13 protein-coding genes are annotated in these 17,183 nt (G+C 71.3%); 6 read left to right on the forward strand and 7 right to left on the reverse strand.

Annotated features, from left to right (window positions below; genetic code table 11):
- The first annotated feature begins 86 nt into the window (after nucleotides 1–86).
- Nucleotides 87–1,421 carry an FAD-binding oxidoreductase gene (locus tag ACQB60_RS05115; RefSeq protein WP_496924783.1) on the forward strand — a complete coding sequence of 445 codons (1,335 nt, stop codon included), beginning with the start codon at nucleotides 87–89 and terminating at the stop codon, nucleotides 1,419–1,421.
- Nucleotides 1,422–1,458: 37 nt separating this feature from the next.
- On the opposite strand, the gene ACQB60_RS05120 is transcribed toward ACQB60_RS05115, so the two are convergent.
- Entirely contained in the window at nucleotides 1,459–2,055 is a 597-nt protein-coding gene (locus ACQB60_RS05120) for a biotin transporter BioY (protein ID WP_496924563.1), read from the reverse strand.
- Between the two features lie 256 nt (nucleotides 2,056–2,311).
- Here ACQB60_RS05120 and ACQB60_RS05125 point away from each other — a divergent pair, with 256 nt between their 5' ends.
- From ACQB60_RS05125 to ACQB60_RS05135, 3 genes are all read left to right on the forward strand, one after another.
- The gene (locus tag ACQB60_RS05125) at nucleotides 2,312–3,715 is read left to right on the forward strand and encodes an amino acid permease (RefSeq protein ID WP_496924564.1); all 1,404 of its coding nucleotides are present in this window, start codon (nucleotides 2,312–2,314) and stop codon (nucleotides 3,713–3,715) included.
- A 227-nt stretch (nucleotides 3,716–3,942) separates the two neighbouring features.
- Nucleotides 3,943–5,358, forward strand: a complete 1,416-nt coding sequence (locus tag ACQB60_RS05130; RefSeq protein ID WP_496924565.1) for an amino acid permease — start codon at nucleotides 3,943–3,945, stop codon at nucleotides 5,356–5,358.
- 210 nt (nucleotides 5,359–5,568) lie between these two features.
- On the forward strand, nucleotides 5,569–6,219 hold the full coding sequence (locus tag ACQB60_RS05135; protein ID WP_496924784.1) for a superoxide dismutase: 651 nt from the start codon (nucleotides 5,569–5,571) through the stop codon (nucleotides 6,217–6,219).
- Nucleotides 6,220–6,407: 188 nt separating this feature from the next.
- On the opposite strand, the gene ACQB60_RS05140 is transcribed toward ACQB60_RS05135, so the two are convergent.
- Together ACQB60_RS05140 and ACQB60_RS05145 are read right to left on the reverse strand one after the other, a co-directional pair.
- Nucleotides 6,408–7,130 carry a hypothetical protein gene (locus tag ACQB60_RS05140; protein WP_496924566.1) on the reverse strand — a complete coding sequence of 241 codons (723 nt, stop codon included), beginning with the start codon at nucleotides 7,128–7,130 and terminating at the stop codon, nucleotides 6,408–6,410.
- Between the two features lie 85 nt (nucleotides 7,131–7,215).
- Nucleotides 7,216–7,869, reverse strand: a complete 654-nt coding sequence (locus ACQB60_RS05145) for a DsbA family oxidoreductase (protein ID WP_496924567.1) — start codon at nucleotides 7,867–7,869, stop codon at nucleotides 7,216–7,218.
- A 163-nt stretch (nucleotides 7,870–8,032) separates the two neighbouring features.
- Here ACQB60_RS05145 and pepN point away from each other — a divergent pair, with 163 nt between their 5' ends.
- Together pepN and ACQB60_RS05155 are read left to right on the forward strand one after the other, a co-directional pair.
- On the forward strand, nucleotides 8,033–10,621 hold the full coding sequence (gene pepN / locus ACQB60_RS05150; RefSeq protein WP_496924568.1) for an aminopeptidase N: 2,589 nt from the start codon (nucleotides 8,033–8,035) through the stop codon (nucleotides 10,619–10,621).
- A gap of 233 nt (nucleotides 10,622–10,854) precedes the next feature.
- Nucleotides 10,855–11,898 carry a hypothetical protein gene (locus ACQB60_RS05155; protein WP_496924569.1) on the forward strand — a complete coding sequence of 348 codons (1,044 nt, stop codon included), beginning with the start codon at nucleotides 10,855–10,857 and terminating at the stop codon, nucleotides 11,896–11,898.
- Nucleotides 11,899–12,031: 133 nt separating this feature from the next.
- On the opposite strand, the gene ACQB60_RS05160 is transcribed toward ACQB60_RS05155, so the two are convergent.
- The 4 genes from ACQB60_RS05160 to ACQB60_RS05175 all read right to left on the reverse strand — a co-directional run bounded on the left by ACQB60_RS05160 (nucleotide 12,032) and on the right by ACQB60_RS05175 (nucleotide 17,084).
- The gene (locus ACQB60_RS05160; RefSeq protein WP_496924570.1) at nucleotides 12,032–13,195 is read right to left on the reverse strand and encodes a serine hydrolase domain-containing protein; all 1,164 of its coding nucleotides are present in this window, start codon (nucleotides 13,193–13,195) and stop codon (nucleotides 12,032–12,034) included.
- A 26-nt stretch (nucleotides 13,196–13,221) separates the two neighbouring features.
- Nucleotides 13,222–14,379, reverse strand: coding sequence for a serine hydrolase domain-containing protein (locus ACQB60_RS05165; protein ID WP_496924571.1), 1,158 nt, complete (start codon nucleotides 14,377–14,379; stop codon nucleotides 13,222–13,224).
- A gap of 153 nt (nucleotides 14,380–14,532) precedes the next feature.
- Complete coding sequence (locus ACQB60_RS05170; protein WP_496924572.1) at nucleotides 14,533–16,362, reverse strand: TIGR03767 family metallophosphoesterase; 1,830 nt, start codon at nucleotides 16,360–16,362, stop codon at nucleotides 14,533–14,535.
- 275 nt (nucleotides 16,363–16,637) lie between these two features.
- Complete coding sequence (locus ACQB60_RS05175) at nucleotides 16,638–17,084, reverse strand: NUDIX hydrolase (protein ID WP_496924573.1); 447 nt, start codon at nucleotides 17,082–17,084, stop codon at nucleotides 16,638–16,640.
- Nucleotides 17,085–17,183 lie beyond the last annotated feature (99 nt).

Here is a 17,183-nt window from a genome sequence, read left to right on the forward strand (position 1 = left end):
TGCCTGTCAGCTTTCTGCGACAGCCTTCCCCTCGTACGCACCACATCGCGTACGAGGGGATCGTCGTACCTACGGAGGCTGACGTGATCGACCACACCGCCGAGCGACTCGTGTTCCGGCCCGGCGACGCCGGGTACGAGGACGAACTCGCCGGATTCCAGACCGGTTTCGCACAGCGGCCCGCGATCGTCTTCGGCGCCTCCTCCGCCGCCGACGTGGCCGCCGCCGTCTCGTACGCCGCCGGGGCCGGGCTCCCCGTGGGGGTGCAGGCCACCGGGCACGGGCTGCCCGATGCCGCCGAGGGCGGCGTGCTGATCTCCACAAGGCGCATGGACGCCGTGAGCATCGACGCCGAGGGCCGCACCGCCGCCGTCGGCGCGGGCGTGCGCTGGGGGCAGGTCGTCGCGGCCGCCGCCGAGCACGGGCTCGCGCCGCTCAACGGGTCCGCGCCGAGCGTGGGCGCCGTCTCGTACACGCTGGGCGGCGGACTCGGCATCCTGGCGCGGGAGTTCGGGTACACCGCCGACCATGTGCGGTCCCTGGAGGTGGTGACCGCCGACGGCCGACTGCGCCATGTCACCGCCGCGTCGGAGCCCGAGCTGTACTGGGGGCTCCTCGGTGGCGGGGCGAACCTCGGTGTGGTGACCCGGCTGGTCGTCGGGCTCGTGCCGTTGACGCGGGTGTACGGCGGGGCGATCGACTTCGACGGGGACGAGGTGGACCCGGCGGAGATCCTGCGCGGGTACACGGAGTGGGCGCGGACCGTGCCGGACGAGGTGACCTCGTCGGTCGCCGCACTCGTCTACCCGGACATCCCGCAGCTCCCGCCGCGGCTGCGCGGCCGCTACCTGGTGACGGTGCGCGTCGCGTTCACGGGGAGCGAGGAGGAGGGTGAGCGGCTCGTCGCGCCCCTGCGGGCCATCGGCGCCCCCGTGTCCGACTCGATGCGGGAGATGCCGTACGCCGACAGCCACACCATCCACAGCGACCCGGACTTCCCGCACGCCTACTACGGGGACGGCGTCATGCTCGACGAGCTCGAACTCGCGGGCGTGACCGAGCTGTTCCGGGTCAGCGGGCCCGCCGCCGACACGATGCACGTCGTCCAGCTCAACCACCTGGGCGGGGCGCTCGCGAAGCCCACCCAGAACGCGGTGCCGTACCGGGAGGCGGGCTGGCTGATGCGGATCCTGTCGCCGCTGGACGAGCGGACGGACCGCGAGGCCGCCCGGACCCATCACGCGCGGGCCCTGCGCTCCGTCGCGGACCAGGCCCTGGGGCGCTCCCTCAACTTCACCTTCGGGGGCGGGGACCGCGGCGCCGAGGGCCTGTACGACGCGGAGACGCAGAAGAGGCTCGCCGGGCTGAAGGCCACATACGACCCGGCGAACCTCTTCAGGCGGAACTACAACGTCAACTGACGTACGGGCGTCAGGACTTACTCCTGACGTACGGGCGTCAGGAGTCGCGGCCGAGCAGCTTCCACGCGGTGGGCAGCGCGCCCATCGCGAGGGCCGCCTTCAGGGCGTCGCCGATCAGGAAGGGCGTGAGCCCGGCGGCGACGGCCTGGGTCAGCGACATGCCGGTGGCCGCCGCGAGGTAGGGGACGCCGACCGCGTAGATGATCGCGGAGCCGAGCGCCATGGTGCCCGCGGTGGGCAGCACGGAGCGGTCGCCGCCGCGGCGGGCCAGGGCGCCCACCACCGTGGCGGCGAGCAGCATGCCGAGGACGTAGCCGAGGGTCGGCAGCGCGGCACCGGACTTGGCCTGGGCGAACCACGGCAGGCCGGCCATGCCGACGAGGGCGTACAGCGCGAGGGAGAGGAAGCCGCGGCGGGCGCCGAGCGCGGTACCGACGAGGAGGGCCGCGAAGGTCTGGCCGGTGACCGGCACGGGCGAGCCGGGGACGGGCACGGCGATCTGCGCGGCGAGCCCGGTGAGCGCGGCACCGCCGAGCACGAGGGCGGCGTCCCGCACGCGGGGAGCCACACGGGAAGAGGGGAGCAGGTCGGCGAGGACCTGGCCCGGGCGGGTGGAGAGGGCAGCCGTGCTCATCGGGGCTCCGCGGGTGGTGTGGGTGGTGAGTGGGACGCGTTGACGCTATCCCAGGGCCCGGGGCGGCCACACGGTCTCCGGCTCACAAAGGGATGAGCCGGGGCTTGGTGGGCTCTGTACAAAGGCGGGGGCCCAGGCGCCGGTCGGCGTGACACGCATCACGGAGGCCAGCCCGTTTTGCGCCGGACGGCTCCCGGCGGGGACACTGTAGGTTCTCCCCAATTTCTCTGAGCACCCCGAGAGCAAGCCGATCACCATGCACGCGCCCCAGACCGACCCGGCCGCCACGGCCGCACCCCTCGGGGACGAGAACGAGCCCCTCGGCGGCGGGCTCAAGCAGCGCCACCTCACCATGCTCGGGCTCGGCGGTGTCATCGGGGCCGGGCTCTTCGTCGGCTCCGGGGCCGGGATCGCCGTGGCCGGGCCCGGCATCGTCGTCTCGTATCTGATCGCGGGCACGCTCGCGATGTGTGTGATGCGGATGCTCGGCGAGATGTCCGCCGCGATGCCCGCGTCGGGGTCGTTCTCCGTGCACGCGGAGCGGGCCCTTGGCCGGTGGGCCGGGTTCTCGGTCGGCTGGCTCTACTGGTTCCTGCTCGTGGTCGTGCTCGCCGTGGAGGCGACCGGCGCCGCGCAGATCGCCAACCAGTGGGTGCCCGGCGTGCCGCAGTGGGCGTGGGTGCTGCTCTTCATGTTCGTGTTCACGGGGGCCAACCTGGCGGCCGTGAAGAACTTCGGCGAGTTCGAGTTCTGGTTCGCCGCGCTCAAGGTCTTCGCCATCGTCGCCTTCCTGGTGCTCGGCCTGCTCGCGGTCTTCGGGGTGCTGCCCGACACGGACCCGGTCGGCTTCACGCATCTCACCGGGGACGGCGGCTTCCTGCCGAACGGCTGGAGCGGGGTCGTCTCCGGCGTGCTCGCCGTCGTCTTCGCCTTCGGCGGCCTGGAGGTCGTGACGATCGCGGCGGCCGAGTCGGACGACCCGGTGCGCTCGGTGGCCCGCGCGGTGCGCAGCGCCGTCTTCCGCATCCTCTTCTTCTACGTCGGGTCGATGCTCGTCATCGTGACGGTGCTGCCGTGGACGGCGCAGAAGTCGGGCATCAGCCCCTACGTCACGGTCCTCGACTCGATCGGCGTCCCCTCCGCCGGGACGATCATGAACATCGTGGTGTTCGTGGCGCTGCTCTCGGCGCTCAACGCCAACCTCTACGGCTCGTCCCGGATGGTCTTCTCGCTGGCCGAGCGCGGCGAGGCGCCCAAGGGGCTGCTGAAGGTGTCCCCGGGCGGGGTGCCGCGGCGCGCGGTGCTCGCCTCGGTGGCCTTCGGGTTCGTGTCGGTGTTCCTGAACCTGAAGTGGCCGGACACGGTCTTCTCGTATCTCCTCAACGCCGTGGGCGCGGTGCTCCTGTTCGTCTGGGCGCTGATCGCGGTGTCGCAGCTGCGGCTCCGCCGGCGCATCGAGCGGGAGGCGCCGGAGCGGCTCGTCCTGAAGATGTGGGGCTTCCCGTACGTGACCTGGGCGGCGCTCGTGGCGATGGCCGTCGTCATCGGGCTGATGCTGAACGACGACGGGGCGCGGCCGCAGCTGCTGTGGTCGGCGGGGGCGACGGCGCTGGTGCTCGCGGTGGCGGGGGTACGGGAGTTGCGACAGCGGCGCGCGTGACCAAAGGGGCGTTCAAGGTCTACGGGGCCTAAGGGCTCTATGGGGCCTGACACGTCTCATGTGACGGCGACGTGAACATGACGTGTCGAGATCTGCACCATGTGTGAGCGTGGTGTCCGTATACCGGTCAGCTGTTCCCTGTGAGCGGTGCGGTTGCTCAGACTGTGGGCGCCTGTCTCCCCCTGTCTCACTGTCCCCCCGTCTCAGCTACTGAACAGGGCACGCCCATGTCACGGACGTCCGCTCCCCAGGACACAGCACCTGTCGCAGCGCCCCCCGGCGAATCCGCGCTCGGCCACGGCCTCAAGCAGCGCCATCTTTCCATGATCGCTCTCGGCGGCGTGATCGGGGCCGGGCTCTTCGTCGGCTCCGGTGCGGGCATCGCCGCGGCCGGTCCCTCGATCGTGCTCGCCTATGCGATATCCGGCGCTCTCGTCATGCTCGTGATGCGCATGCTCGGCGAGATGTCCGCGGCCAACCCGGCGTCCGGCTCCTTCTCCGTGCACGCCGAGCGCGCCATCGGCCCCTGGGCGGGCTTCACGGCGGGCTGGTCCTTCTGGTTCCTGCTGTGCGTGGCCGTCGGACTGGAGGGGATCGGCGCGGCGCAGATCGTGCACGGCTGGGTGCCCGGGGTGCCGGAGTGGGCCTGGGTCGCCGTGTTCATGCTGATGTTCTGCGGCACGAACCTGGCGGCGGTGAAGAACTTCGGCGAGTTCGAGTTCTGGTTCGCCGCGCTCAAGGTGAGCGCGATCGCCCTGTTCCTCGTCATCGGCGTCCTCGCCATCCTCGGCGTCCTGCCCGACACGGACGCCCCCGGTCTGACGAACCTCACCGGCCACGGCGGCTTCATGCCCAACGGCACGGAGGGGCTGATCGCGGGCCTGCTCGCCTCGGTCTTCGCGTACGGCGGTCTGGAGACCGTCACGATCGCGGCGGCCGAGTCGGAGCACCCCATCCAGGGCGTCGCGAAGGCCGTCCGCACGGCGATGTGGCGCATCGCCCTCTTCTACGTCGGCTCGATGGCCGTCGTCGTCGTGCTGCTGCCCTGGACGAAGGAGGAGATCCCGGCCAAGGGCCCGTACGTCGCGACGCTCGACTACCTGGGCATCCCCGCCGCCGGCCAGATCATGAACGTCGTCGTCCTCATCGCCCTGCTCTCCGCGATGAACGCCAACATCTACGGCGCCTCCCGCATGGCGGGCTCCCTGATCGGCCGCGGCCTCGGCCCGCGGGTGATCGGGGCGATCCACGGCGGGGTGCCGCGCGTCGCCGTCGTCACCTCGTCGCTCTTCGGCTTCGTCTGCGTGCTGCTCAGCTACTGGCGGCCCGACGACATCTTCCAGTGGCTCCTGAACACCATCGGCGCGCTCATCCTCGTCGTCTGGTTCTTCATCGCCGCCTCGCAGCTGCGGCTGCGCCGCCGCCTGGAGCGGGAGGCGCCCGAGAAGCTCGTCGTGAAGATGTGGGCCTACCCGTACCTGACCTGGCTGGCCCTCGCGGGCATGGCGACCGTGTTCGTGCTGATGGCGCGCCAGGAGGACACGCGGGTGCAGCTGTACTACGCGGGCGGTCTCACCGTGATCCTCGCGGTCGTCGGCTTCGTGTGGCAGAAGCTCGGCCTGCAGCGCGAGGCGGCGGAGTAGCGCTCTGCTGTCACCCCACCCTCGAAGGACCCCCGGGCCGCCAACTGGCCCGGGGGTCCTTCGCGTTGCCCGCCCGCTGCTCCCTCTCCGGCTCCGGCCCTAGGTCCAAGGGCCGATCTTCCTGGTCAGACTCCTGCTGCTAGCCTGCACTTGCACATTGATTGCAATAAGCTCTGCATCATGCAGTCAGAGGGCTCGGAGGGCTCGGACATGGCCATTTACACGCTTCCTGAACTTCCGTACGACTACGCGGCGCTCGAACCGGTCATCAACCCGCAGATCATCGAGCTCCACCACGACAAGCACCACGCGGCGTACGTGAAGGGTGCGAACGACACCCTGGAGCAGCTGGCGGAGGCGCGCGACAAGGAGTCGTGGGGCGCCATCAACGGCCTGGAGAAGAACCTCGCGTTCCACCTCTCCGGGCACATCCTGCACAGCATCTACTGGCACAACATGAACAGCCCCAAGGACGGTGGCGGCGGCGAGCCCACGGCCGCCGACGGCGTGGGCGACCTCGCGGACGCCCTCACCGAGTCCTTCGGCTCGTTCGCCAAGTTCAAGGCGCAGCTGACCAAGGCGTCGGCCACGACGCAGGGTTCGGGCTGGGGCGTCCTCGCCTACGAGCCGCTCAGCGGCCGCCTCGTCGTCGAGCAGATCTACGACCACCAGGGCAACGTCGGCCAGGGCTCGACCCCGATCCTGGTCTTCGACGCCTGGGAGCACGCCTTCTACCTGCAGTACAAGAACCAGAAGGTGGACTTCATCGAGGCGATGTGGGAGGTCGTCAACTGGCAGGACGTGGCGAAGCGTTACGCGGCCGCGAAGGAGCGCGCCGGAGGTCTGCTGCTGGCTCCCTGAGCCGGTGCGTGAGTCGTCCTGCTCGTGATCGTCTTCTCAACCTTCACTTGCAGGCGGATGGACGGAAGGCCCCCGTGAGGACGTGACTCGCGGGGGCCTTTCGGTAGGCCGGGTTCCGGTGGACGGTGGCGCCATGACGATGAAGCGGTGCCCCAACTGCGAGGACACGATGCAGGACTTCCGCAAGCTCACGGCCCGCGAAAGGGCGCACGTCGTGACCCGCGTCGGAGAGTCGGACGCCGACGAGTACCTGCGGTGCGGGAACGGGAGCTGCCTGCGGGTCCAGCGGTACTTCGACTGGGACGACGGCTTCGACTTGCCGCCGTCGTTCCGCTGACCGCCTCGCCCACCGCCTCGAACTCCCTTGCCAGGCCCGTCTCGTGGAGGCGGGCGAAGGGGGTGAAGGGGATGCCGTACTCGGATTCGCCGCGGTCGAAGTTCCAGGACTTGTGGAAGGCGACCGAGTGGATCTCGGTGGTGCGGGTGCCGTCCGGGGCGACCGTGACCGTGCCGCGGACGCGGTACTGGACGCCGCGCAGGGCCAGCCACCAGTCCAGCGAGTCGCGGCGCGCGACGAGCACGCCGCGCCAGCCGCTGTCGGCGGGGTAGGTGCCGGGCGCCTCAGGGGCCTCGGTGCGCCAGCGGCGCGGCTGCGACGCGACCGCCGCGCGCACCGCGGGGACCGCCAGGAGGCGGTCGGCGTCGAGCACGTACGGGGTTCCCGTGCCGTCGAGGTAGTGGCGCAGGGTGGCCGCCGCCGCCCGCAGGCCGAGCACGGACCAGAGGGCGGCGAGCAGACGGCACCCTGCCCGCACCATGTGGTCGGTCACGCGGGCGGGCAGGGTGGCATGGGGGGCATTGTCGTTCGGCAGGGCGGGGTCGTCGCGCCCGCCGTCCCTGCCGATCTCCATAGGGGGACGTTATGCCAGGTCAGGCCCGAGCGCCTGTTCAGCCTGTGCGGACTGTGCAGTGAGGGCCCCGGGCCGCCGGGCCGTGTCAGTCGAAGATCGGGCCCTGTGTGCGCGTGCGCTTGATCTCGTAGAAGCCCGGGATGCTCGCCACCATGAGCGTGCCGTCCCACAGCTTCGCGGCCTCCTCGCCCTTGGGGGCGGGGGTGACGACGGGGCCGAAGAAGGCGATCTGCTCGCCGTCGGAGCCGGGGACCGCGATGACCGGGGTGCCGACCTCCTGGCCGACCTTGTCGATGCCCTCCTTGTGGGAGGCGCGCAGCTCCGTGTCGTACGTGTCCTTGTCCGCGTATTCGATGAGGTCGGCGGGGAGGCCGACCTCGGCGAGGGCTCCGGCGATCACCTCGGGGGTGATGCCCTCTCCCTGGTTGTGGATGCGGGTGCCGAGCGCGGTGTAGAGCTTGCCGACGACCTCATCGCCGTGCAGCTCCTGTGCGGCGGTGACGACGCGGACCGGGCCCCATGCCTTGCCGCCGGGGCGCATGTTCTCCACGTACTGCTCGGGGAGCTCGTCGAGCTTGTCCTCGTTCAGGACCGCGAGGCTCATCACGTGCCAGCGGACCTCGACATCGCGGACCTTCTCCACTTCCAGCATCCAGCGGGAGGTCATCCAGGCCCAGGGGCACAGCGGGTCGAACCAGAAGTCGACGGGGGTGCGGTTGGTGGTGCCGTTCTCCGACATGTCTCTCCCTAGGGAATGGGTGCGCCTGGGCGGGAGAACACCGGGGGCACGTCGGGGCATTCCCGGATGTCGGCGCCCCACGGCACATGCGAGGATCGTAGACATTCGTACGAGTCATGCCAGCTGTCATGCCAGTCATGCGAGCCACAAGGGAGTGCCGCCCGTGCCCGGTGAGAATCTGTCCCGCGACGAGGCCCGTGAAAGGGCCGCCCTGCTGTCCGTCGACGGGTACGAGGTCTTTCTCGACCTGCGCTCCGCGATCGGCGAGAGCGACGCGGAGGAGGGTGCGCCGCGCACGTTCCGGTCGGTGACCACGATCAGGTTCCGCTGCGCCGAGCCGGGCGCCGCCTCGTTCGCCGACCTCATCGCGCCGAGCGTCACGGCCCTCTCGCTGAACGGCACGGACCTGGACCCCTCCGAGGTCTTCGACGGCACCCGCATCACCCTCGAAGACCTCCAGGGGGAGAACGAGCTGGTGGTGGACGCCCAGTGCGCCTACAGCCGCACCGGCGAGGGCATGCACCGCTTCGTCGACCCGGAGGACGGCGAGGTCTACCTGTACACGCAGTACGAACCGGCCGACTCCCGCCGCGTGTTCGCCAACTTCGAGCAGCCCGACCTCAAGGCGCCGTTCCGCTTCGAGGCGCAGGCGCCGGAGGGGTGGACGGTCTGGTCGAACGGCGTCGGTGAACTGGCCGACGGTGTATGGAAGTTCGCCGAGACCAAGCCGATCTCCACGTACATCACGGCGGTCGTCGCGGGCCCGTACCACTACGTGACGGACACGTACGAGAAGGTCTTCGAGGACGGCTCCAAGCTGGAGATCCCGCTCGGCGCGATGTGCCGCAAGGGCCTCGCCAGGCACTTCGACGCGGACGACGTCTTCCTGGTGACGAAGCAGGGGCTCGACTTCTTCCACGAGCACTTCGACTACCCCTACCCCTTCGGGAAGTACGACCAGGCGTTCGTCCCCGAGTACAACCTCGGGGCGATGGAGAACCCGGGCTGTGTGACCTTCCGCGAGGAGTTCATCTTCCGCGGCAAGGTGACCCAGGCGTCGTACGAGCGCCGGGCCAACGTCATCCTGCACGAGATGGCGCACATGTGGTTCGGCGACCTCGTGACGATGCAGTGGTGGGACGACCTGTGGCTCAAGGAGTCCTTCGCGGACTTCATGGGCTCCTTCTCGATGGTCGAGGCCACCCGCTTCACCGACGGCTGGATCACCTTCGCCAACAACCGCAAGGCATGGGCGTACCGCGCCGACCAGCTCCCCTCGACGCACCCGGTCACGGCCGACATCCGCGACCTGGAGGACGCGAAGCTCAACTTCGACGGGATCACGTACGCCAAGGGCGCCTCCGTGCTGAAGCAGTTGGTGGCCTACGTCGGGCGTGACGCCTTCCTGGAGGGCGCCCGCCGCTACTTCAAGCGGCACGCGTACGGCAACACCCGCCTCGGGGACCTCCTGTCGGTCCTGGAGGAGACCAGCGGGCGCGACATGGCCGCCTGGTCGCGCTCCTGGCTGCAGACGGCAGGCGTCAACTCGCTGACGCCGCAGGTCACTTTGAACGCGGAGGGGCGGATCACCGAGCTCGCCGTGGTCCAGGAGGCGGCGGCCTCACACCCCGAACTGCGGCCGCACCGCGTGGCCGTGGGCCTCTACCGACGCTCCGCGGGCGGCGAGCTGGAGCGGTACGCGCGCGCCGAGGTGGACGTGGACGGGCCCCGCACCGCCGTCGCCGAGCTGGCCGGCGCCGAGGCCCCCGCGCTCGTCCTCGTCAACGACGACGACCTGACGTACTGCAAGATCCGCTTCGACGAGAACTCCCTGGCGACGCTCCGCGATCACCTGGGCGACATCTCCGACCCTCTGGCCCGCGCGCTGTGCTGGACCGCGCTGTGGAACCTCACGCGCGACGGCCTCATGCCCGCGCGGGACTTCATCGGCCTCGTGCTGCGGTTCGCGGGCCGCGAGTCCGGCATCGGCGTCCTGCAGATGCTGCACACCTGGGCCACCTCCGCCCTCGTCCACTACGCGGCGCCGGACTGGCGCGAGCAGGGCGGCCGCGACCTCGCCGAGGGCGCGCTGCGCGAGCTGCGGATCGCCGAGCCGGGCAGCCAGCACCAGCTGACGTGGGCCCGCTTCTTCGCCTCGGTGGCCTCCTCGGACGCCGATCTCCAGCTGCTCCAGGGCCTGTTGGACGGCACCGCGAAGATCGACGGCCTGGACGTGGACCAGGAGCTGCGCTGGGCCTTCCTCTCCCCGCTCGCCGCGCACGGCGCCGCCGACGAACGGGTCCTCGCCGCCGAGCTGGCCCGGGACGACACGGCGTCGGGCAAGCGGCACCAGGTCCGGTGCCTGGCCGCGCGGCCCTCGGCGGCGGTCAAGGCGCAGGCGTGGGCGTCCGTGGTGGAGTCGGACGCGCTGTCCAACGCGCTGGTGGAGGCGACGATCGCGGGCTTCCAGCAGCCGTCGCAGCGGGAGCTGACCGCGCCGTACGCGGCGAAGTACTTCGACGCCATCGAGCGGGTCTGGAGCGAGCGGTCCATCCAGATCGGGATGGACGTGGTGCGGGGCCTGTTCCCGCATCTGCAGGACCGCGAGGAGACGGTGGCGGCGGCGGACGCGTGGCTCGCCGCGCACGAGAGCTCCGCACCCGCCTTGCGGCGGCTCGTGCTCGAGGCCCGCGACGACCTGGCGCGGGGGCTGCGGGGGCAGGCGTGCGACGTCGCCTCGGCGGCCGGCTGAGAGTCTGAGCAGCTGAGGGCCAAGGGTGCGGGGCTCCGGGGTGGGCCCCGCACCCGGCCCGGAACGAGGGTCACCGACTTGTGACCCTCGGGTTTGGGAAGGGCCGTAACCCCCGTTCGGACCAGGGGGTTTCGGCAGTCGAACGCCCGTACTTTAGGACGGGCTTGTCCGGTTTTGTCGACGGGACTGTAACAGCGGTTAGGGGGCGGATCAGGCCCGGGAATGGCCTGGTCATGAACCACAACACCCCGCTCTCGCCGCTCCCCCTCCGCCACCTCGCCGCCACCCAGCGCCGCGTCATGAGCTCCGCCCAGCTCCGCGCGCACGGCATCTCGACCGCCGACACCGCCGCCCACTGCCGCCCCGACGGACCGTGGCAGCAGCTCCTGCCCGGTGTCTGCCTGCTCCACCCCGGCCCCCCGACCAGCGAAGAGCGCCTGCACGGCGTCCTGTTGTACGCGGGCCGCCCGCCGGCCAAGGAGGCGCGCACCGTGCCCGCGCAGCCCGGCGCCGGTGAGCCGCACGCCCCGTACGCCGACGCGATGATCACGGGTCTCGCGGCCCTCGCCCTGCACCGGTTCTCGGCCGCGCCCCCGCTGCTCTCCCTCGACCGGATCGACGTCCTCGTGCCCCGCACCCGGCGGCTGCGCTCCACCGGCTGCGCCCACCTGGTGCGCACCCACACGCTGCCGACGCCGCTGCAGATCACCGGCGTCCCCGTCGCCCCCGTGCCGCGCGCCCTCGCCGACGCCGTCGCGCAGCTCACCGACGCGGGCGCGGTGCGCAGGCTGCTGACCGAGGCGGTGCGCGGCGGGCACTGCGAACCGGCGGCCATCGTCAAGGAGTTGAACCACGCGCGGCTCCTTGGCCGGCCCCATGTCGTGGACGCCGTGGACTCGCTGCTCGCCGAGGGGCGGGCCATCGCCGAGGACCGGCTCTACCGGATGGTGCGGGAGCAGGGGCTGCCCGACCCGCTGTGGAACGTGGACCTGCGGCTGCCCGGCGGGCCGCACCTCGGGGGCGTCGACGCCTACTGGCCGGACCAGGCCGTCGCCGTCGAGCTCGACACCCGCGCGCCCCGCCAGGACGAGGACGCCCTCTGGTCCGAGTACGCACGAAAGCGGGAGCATTTGGAGCGACTGGGGATCACCGTCGTCCACATCACCCCCAAGAAGCTGCGGGAGTCCCTGGAACAGCAGGCGGCCGTCGTACGGACCGCGCTGATGGCCTCGGACGACCGCGATCCGGCGGCCTATGTGGTGGTGCTGCCCAGATAGCACCGCCCATGGGGCGCCGGAGACCCCGCACGCGGGGTCCCGGAAGGGGGCAGGAGGGGAGTGAAGGGGCGGATCACCGGTTGCCACCGGGGTCCGCCCCTTCACCTGTGCGTCAACCACCGCCGTGGAGCTGCTACTTGGCGCAGAACTCCGCCTGCATGACGGCCAGGGCCTTCTCCCCGTCGATCGCCCCGTTGAGGTTGAGGGCGAGCGCGTGGCGGCCGTCCGCCGTCGAGCCCGCCACGGTCGACGAGCCGTGCATGTCGCCGCCGTGGCCCCACACCGTCGCGCCGCAGGGGAACGCGAACGGTTCGAGGCCGAGGCCGTAGCGGCGGCCCTCGTCGTCGGCGGCGACCGTCGTCTTCATCTCGGCCAGCTGCCGCTTCGGCAGGAGCTTTCCGGTGAGCAGCGCCGCGTAGAAGCGGTTCAGGTCGGCGGAGTCGGAGATCATGGAGCCCGACGAGCCCGCGACCGAGGGGTTGAACTCCGTCAGGTCGTAGAGCTTGGCATCCGGCGCGTCGGACAGCTTCTTGTACCCCCGTGAACTGGGCGCGGGCACCGTCGGGTCGGTGCCGGGGAGGCTGGTGGCGTGCAGGCCGAGGGGCGCGATGACGCGGCGCTCGATCTCGTCCGCGTAGTCGTGGCCGGTGACCTTCTTGATGATCATCCCGGCGAGGACGTAGTTGGTGTTGGAGTAGTTCCAGCCCTGGCCCGGCGCGAAGTCCGGCTTGTGGCGCATGGCGATCCTGACCTCCTGCTCGGGGGTCCAGGTGTCGTAGCGGTGCTTCAGGAAGCGCTCGCTGAAGACCCGCTCGCGGAACTCCGGGTCGGAGGAGATGTCGTAGACGCCACTGGTGTGATTGAGGAGCTGGCGGACGGTGATCCTGTCGCCGTCGTGGCCGTGGCCCTCCACCACCCCCGGCAGCCACTTCCCCACCGTGTCGTCCAGGTCGATCTCCCCCTCCGCCTCCAGCTGGAGCAGCACCGTCGCCACGAACGTCTTCGTGACGCTGCCGATCCGGAAGTGGTCGTCCGCGCCGCGCGGGGCGCCGGTCGTCAGGTCGCCGGTGCCCGAAGTGCCCTTCCACACCCTGCTCTTGTCGACGGCCTGCGCGGTCGCGCCCGGGGCGTCCGGGCCGACGGCGGCGGCGAGGGCCCGCTGGGTGGCCTCATGACCGCGCGGCTTCGCCTCGTGGCCGCCCGCCGCCTGGGCCGCCGGTGCCGCGAGCGCCGCCGTGACGGCCGCCGCGGCCGCCGCGGCGGCGAGTCCTCTCGCCATGCGTGTACGTGCTGACATGTGTCGCTCTCTCCTTCGTGCGTGGGCTACTTGCCGCAGTACTCGGCGGTGACGATCGCGTCGATGCTCTTCTCGTCCGTCCAGTCGCCGTTGTAGTTGAAGGCGAGGGAGTGGCGGCCGTCGCCCGTCGTGACGGCCTGGGACGTGGAGCCGTGGATGCCGCCGCCGTGGCCCCAGACCGGGGCGCCGCCGTCGCAGGGCAGCTTGTTCTTCATCAGGCCGAGGCCGTAGGAGGCGTTCGGCGAGTCCTCGCCCATCGGGACCGTCGTCTTCATCTCGGCCAGCTGCTTCTTCGGCAGGAGCCTGCCGCCGAGGAGGGCCGCGTAGAAGCGGTTCAGGTCGGCCGCGTCGGAGATCATCCCGCCCGCCGAGCCCGCGATGGTCGGGTTGAGCTCGGTGACGTCGTACGTGCGGCCCTGCGCGCCGTCCGACAGCTTCGAGTAGGCGCGCGAACTGGGCTGCGGCACCTTCGAGCCGGTGCTCGGGACGCTCGTGGCGCGCAGGCCGAGGGGCTTGATGACCCGGTGCTCGATCTCGTCCGCGTAGTCGTGGCCGGTGACCTTCTTGATGACCATGCCGGCGACGAGGTAGTTGGTGTTGGAGTACTTCCAGCCCTGCCCGGGGGCGAAGTACGGCTTGTGGCGCATGGCCAGCTTCACCTGCTGCCCGGGGGTCCAGGTGTCGTAGCGGTGCTTCAGGAAGCCCTTCGTCTCGAAGACCTTCGCCGTGAACTCCGGGTCGTCGGTGTAGTCGTAGACGCCGCTGGTGTGGTTGAGGAGCTGGCGGACGGTGATCCTGTCGCCGTCATGGCCGTGGCCCTCCACCACGCCCGGCAGCCACTTCCCCACCGGGTCGTCCAGGTCGATCTTCCCCTCGCCCTGCAGCTGGAGCAGCACCGTCGCCACGAACGACTTCGTGATGCTGCCGACGCGGAAGCGGTCGTGCGCGCCGCGCGGGGTCTTCGTCCTCAGGTCGCCGACACCCGAAGTGCCGCGCCACGCACCGTCCTTGTCGACAGCCTGCGCGGTCACGCCGGGCACACCGTCCCGCACGGCGCCGTCCAGCGCCTTCTGGGTGGCCTCGTGCCGTCCCGTGTCCGCCGCGACGGCCGGCGCGGCGAGACTCCCCGCCACCGCCGCCGCCACGACCACGGCCGCTCCCGCAAGCCCCGTACGTGCCCTCATCCGTTCGCCCTTTCCTCCGCCTGATCGAGTCGGTCGGGCGAAGGGACTCGCGGTGCGGGGACGGGGGTTGACCGGGGACGGGCCGGTTGGGCGAGATCCGGCCGGTGCGGAATACGGGTGGTGTCCTCAGGGGCGTGCTGGGGCTGTCCCCCGTCACCTCTTGCGGAGCACCAGCTCCGTGTTGCGATCACCTGGGTCTCCGCCCAGCGTCGGCTTGGCGCCCGGGGCGTTGAAGGACAACTCGCGGTAGAGCGCGGCGAGTCCGGTCTGGGAGAGATCGGCGAAATCCGTGCGGTGCGGGGCTGCGGACTCGATGAGCGTGGTGAACAGGGAGACCGTGCCGTCGTGGTTGTCGACGACCTCCACCACCCGGGCCAGCTGCGGGAAGTCGATGTGCGAGGCCGTGGAGACCTCCCAGAACGAGCCCTTCGCGGTGTGGTGCGGCGTGATGTCGTTCTTGTGGCTGTGGCCGTTGACCCACGCCAGGACGGAACGGTGCCGGGCGAGGACGGAGACGAGCTCCGGGCCGCCGTGCCGCTTCTCGTGCGGGGCGCCGGGCACGGGGCGCAGGTTGCGCATCGTCTTGCTGGTGTGGTGGCTGAACACGATGACGTGCGCGGCGCCGTCCGCCTTCTTCTCGTTGGCCGCCAGCGTGCGCTCCAGCCAGCGCAGTTGGGCGGTGCCGACCGAGCCCTCGTAGTGGCCGCCCGGGTCGGTGGTGTCCAGGCTGACGCCGAGGACGTCGTCGCTGATGCGGAACGTGTAGTACTGGGTGCGCTCGGCGAGGTTCGCCTCGGTGTAGCCGTGGCCGACCGGGCCCTGCCCCTTGTGGGCCGGGTCCAGGTGCGCCTTGAGGTACTCGGCGGGAGTGAAGGGCGCCCGGGACTCGTCCGGGGTGACGGAGCGCATGTGCCGGGCCTCGCTCTTCAGGAGCGCCTTGAACAGGGCGCCCTTGGGGTCGCGCCCCTTCTTCACGGCGTCCCACATGGCGCCGCCCCGGTCGGCGTCCAGGTTCATCAACTTCCGCCCGCCGACGGCGAATTCCTGGAAGTACGGGTCCCCGGGCGCCCAGCAGCCGCCGGGCAGCGCGTCGTGATTGCCGACCGTCGAGTACCAGGGCAGGCCGAGCCCCGGGCTGTTGACCTCGCGGATCGCGGCCTCCAAGAAGCCGTGCAGCCGCGGGAAGCCGAGCTTCTTGTCGGCGTCGCGCAGGGCGGAGTCCGGGTGCCAGTACAGCTTCAGACCGCTGTCCTGCACGCCCTCGTAGTGGCGCGGGTCGCCGCTGTTGGGGGTGATCCGGCCGCCGCTCATCACCTTCATGAACCACTCCAGCTCGTTGCGGGAGTTGTTGTCGGTGTTGTCGCCGGTCGTCACCACGCAGTTGAGGGGCGCACCGGTGGCGGGGCCGCCGCGCAGCGCGTTGACGCGCTCCACGAGGGCGATCGCGCCGGGCACCGAGAGGGCCTCCTGCGGGCGCCAGGAGCTGGCGGTCTGCGCCCTCAAGTACTCGTAGCGCAGCGGGTGCTGGACGTCGACCAGGTGCAGGTCGGTGAACTGCACGAAGGAGCCGAGCGTGGTGCGCCGCCCGGCCCGGCCCGGCTTGGCGGCGGCGAGGTCCCCGCGGACCACCCGGTCCCACGCCGGGCCGTCGCCGAGGCGCCGGTAGCCGGAGGTGCCGCGGGCGGTGGCGACGGAGAGGAGGGTGGTGCCGCGCTCGTACGGCAGCTGCGGCACCGAGACGGGCCGGCCGCGCCCGCCGACGACCGGGGTGCGGGCGACGACGGCCGGGTCGGCGGCGGGCCCCGCGGCCGCCTCGCCGCTGCCGGGGCCGAGCGCGTAGCCGACGCCCGCGGCGACGGAGACGGCACCGGTGGCCGTGAGGAAGGCCCGGCGGTCGAGACCGGCGAGGGTGCGCGCCGCCGTGGCGGCGGAGTGGGCGGCGGCGGTGGAGGTTGCGGTGGCGACAGAGCGTATGCGCGACATGGCGCGGTCTCCCCGGTTGCGAACGCGTCGGCAGTGGTCGCGGGGAGGCCGTAAAGAAGCAGACCGTGGTGCGGCCGGCGAACTCCCCGCTCGTACTGGATCGTTGGCATCGGGGGTGAGCTGGGGGTTAACGCTTACGCAACGGGGGGCGCCGATCACCGTACGTGGATCAGTGCGCACCCTTGAGGGCCATGGGGGAATCGCCTGCGGGAGAGGTGGCGGTCACGGCGTGTTCACCTTTTGGGGTACGGGGCACCCTGGTGGCGCGCGGGGGGCTACTCCTGGTGTCCCGACGCCGGTCGCTTGCGCCAGAGTTCGAGGCCGACGTCCACGAGGCTCACCCGGTCCAGGTCCGGGACGCCGTCCAGGGGGTGCCAGGCCGCCAGGTCGGTGGAGCCGTGCTCCTCGTGGCGGAGCGCGCCGCCGGTGATGTGGCCCTCGTACACGATCCGCAGCCCGTGGAAGTCGGCGACGGCGCCCAGGCGGCGCGGGTAGCGGCGGCGCAGGGAGTCGACGCCGAGGAGGGTGACGGGCTCGACGACGTAGCCCGTCTCCTCGTCGACCTCGCGGATCACCGTGTCGTACGGGTCCTCCCCGTGGTCCATGCCGCCCCCGGGCAGCGTCCAGCGCTTGGAGCCGTCGCCCGCCACCCAGCGGGCCAGCAGCACCTGCCCGTCCCGCACGCATACGGCGTAGGCCGCCACCCGGAGCTCTTTCTGCACAGATCGACGCTAGTCCCCATAAGCGGGATCTGCGTGTCGGAGCGGCGGGTTGGCGGGCGAGTACCCGGGAGGCGCAACCATTCACGTACCCTTAAGGGG

The organism is Streptomyces odontotermitis (assembly GCF_050510915.1).
GTDB lineage: Bacteria > Actinomycetota > Actinomycetes > Streptomycetales > Streptomycetaceae > Streptomyces.

What these genes read in the sequence shown, in the direction of transcription:
- ACQB60_RS05130 (WP_496924565.1), top strand. Translation starts at nt 3,943, where the DNA reads ATGTCACGGACGTCCGCTCCCCAGGACACAGCACCTGTCGCAGCGCCC.
- ACQB60_RS05165 (WP_496924571.1), bottom strand. Translation starts at nt 14,379, where the DNA reads ATGAGGGCACGTACGGGGCTTGCGGGAGCGGCCGTGGTCGTGGCGGCG.
- ACQB60_RS05140 (WP_496924566.1), bottom strand. Translation starts at nt 7,130, where the DNA reads ATGGAGATCGGCAGGGACGGCGGGCGCGACGACCCCGCCCTGCCGAAC.
- ACQB60_RS05155 (WP_496924569.1), top strand. Translation starts at nt 10,855, where the DNA reads ATGAACCACAACACCCCGCTCTCGCCGCTCCCCCTCCGCCACCTCGCC.
- ACQB60_RS05135 (WP_496924784.1), top strand. Translation starts at nt 5,569, where the DNA reads ATGGCCATTTACACGCTTCCTGAACTTCCGTACGACTACGCGGCGCTC.
- ACQB60_RS05120 (WP_496924563.1), bottom strand. Translation starts at nt 2,055, where the DNA reads ATGAGCACGGCTGCCCTCTCCACCCGCCCGGGCCAGGTCCTCGCCGAC.
- ACQB60_RS05125 (WP_496924564.1), top strand. Translation starts at nt 2,312, where the DNA reads ATGCACGCGCCCCAGACCGACCCGGCCGCCACGGCCGCACCCCTCGGG.
- ACQB60_RS05145 (WP_496924567.1), bottom strand. Translation starts at nt 7,869, where the DNA reads ATGTCGGAGAACGGCACCACCAACCGCACCCCCGTCGACTTCTGGTTC.
- ACQB60_RS05170 (WP_496924572.1), bottom strand. Translation starts at nt 16,362, where the DNA reads ATGTCGCGCATACGCTCTGTCGCCACCGCAACCTCCACCGCCGCCGCC.
- ACQB60_RS05160 (WP_496924570.1), bottom strand. Translation starts at nt 13,195, where the DNA reads ATGTCAGCACGTACACGCATGGCGAGAGGACTCGCCGCCGCGGCGGCC.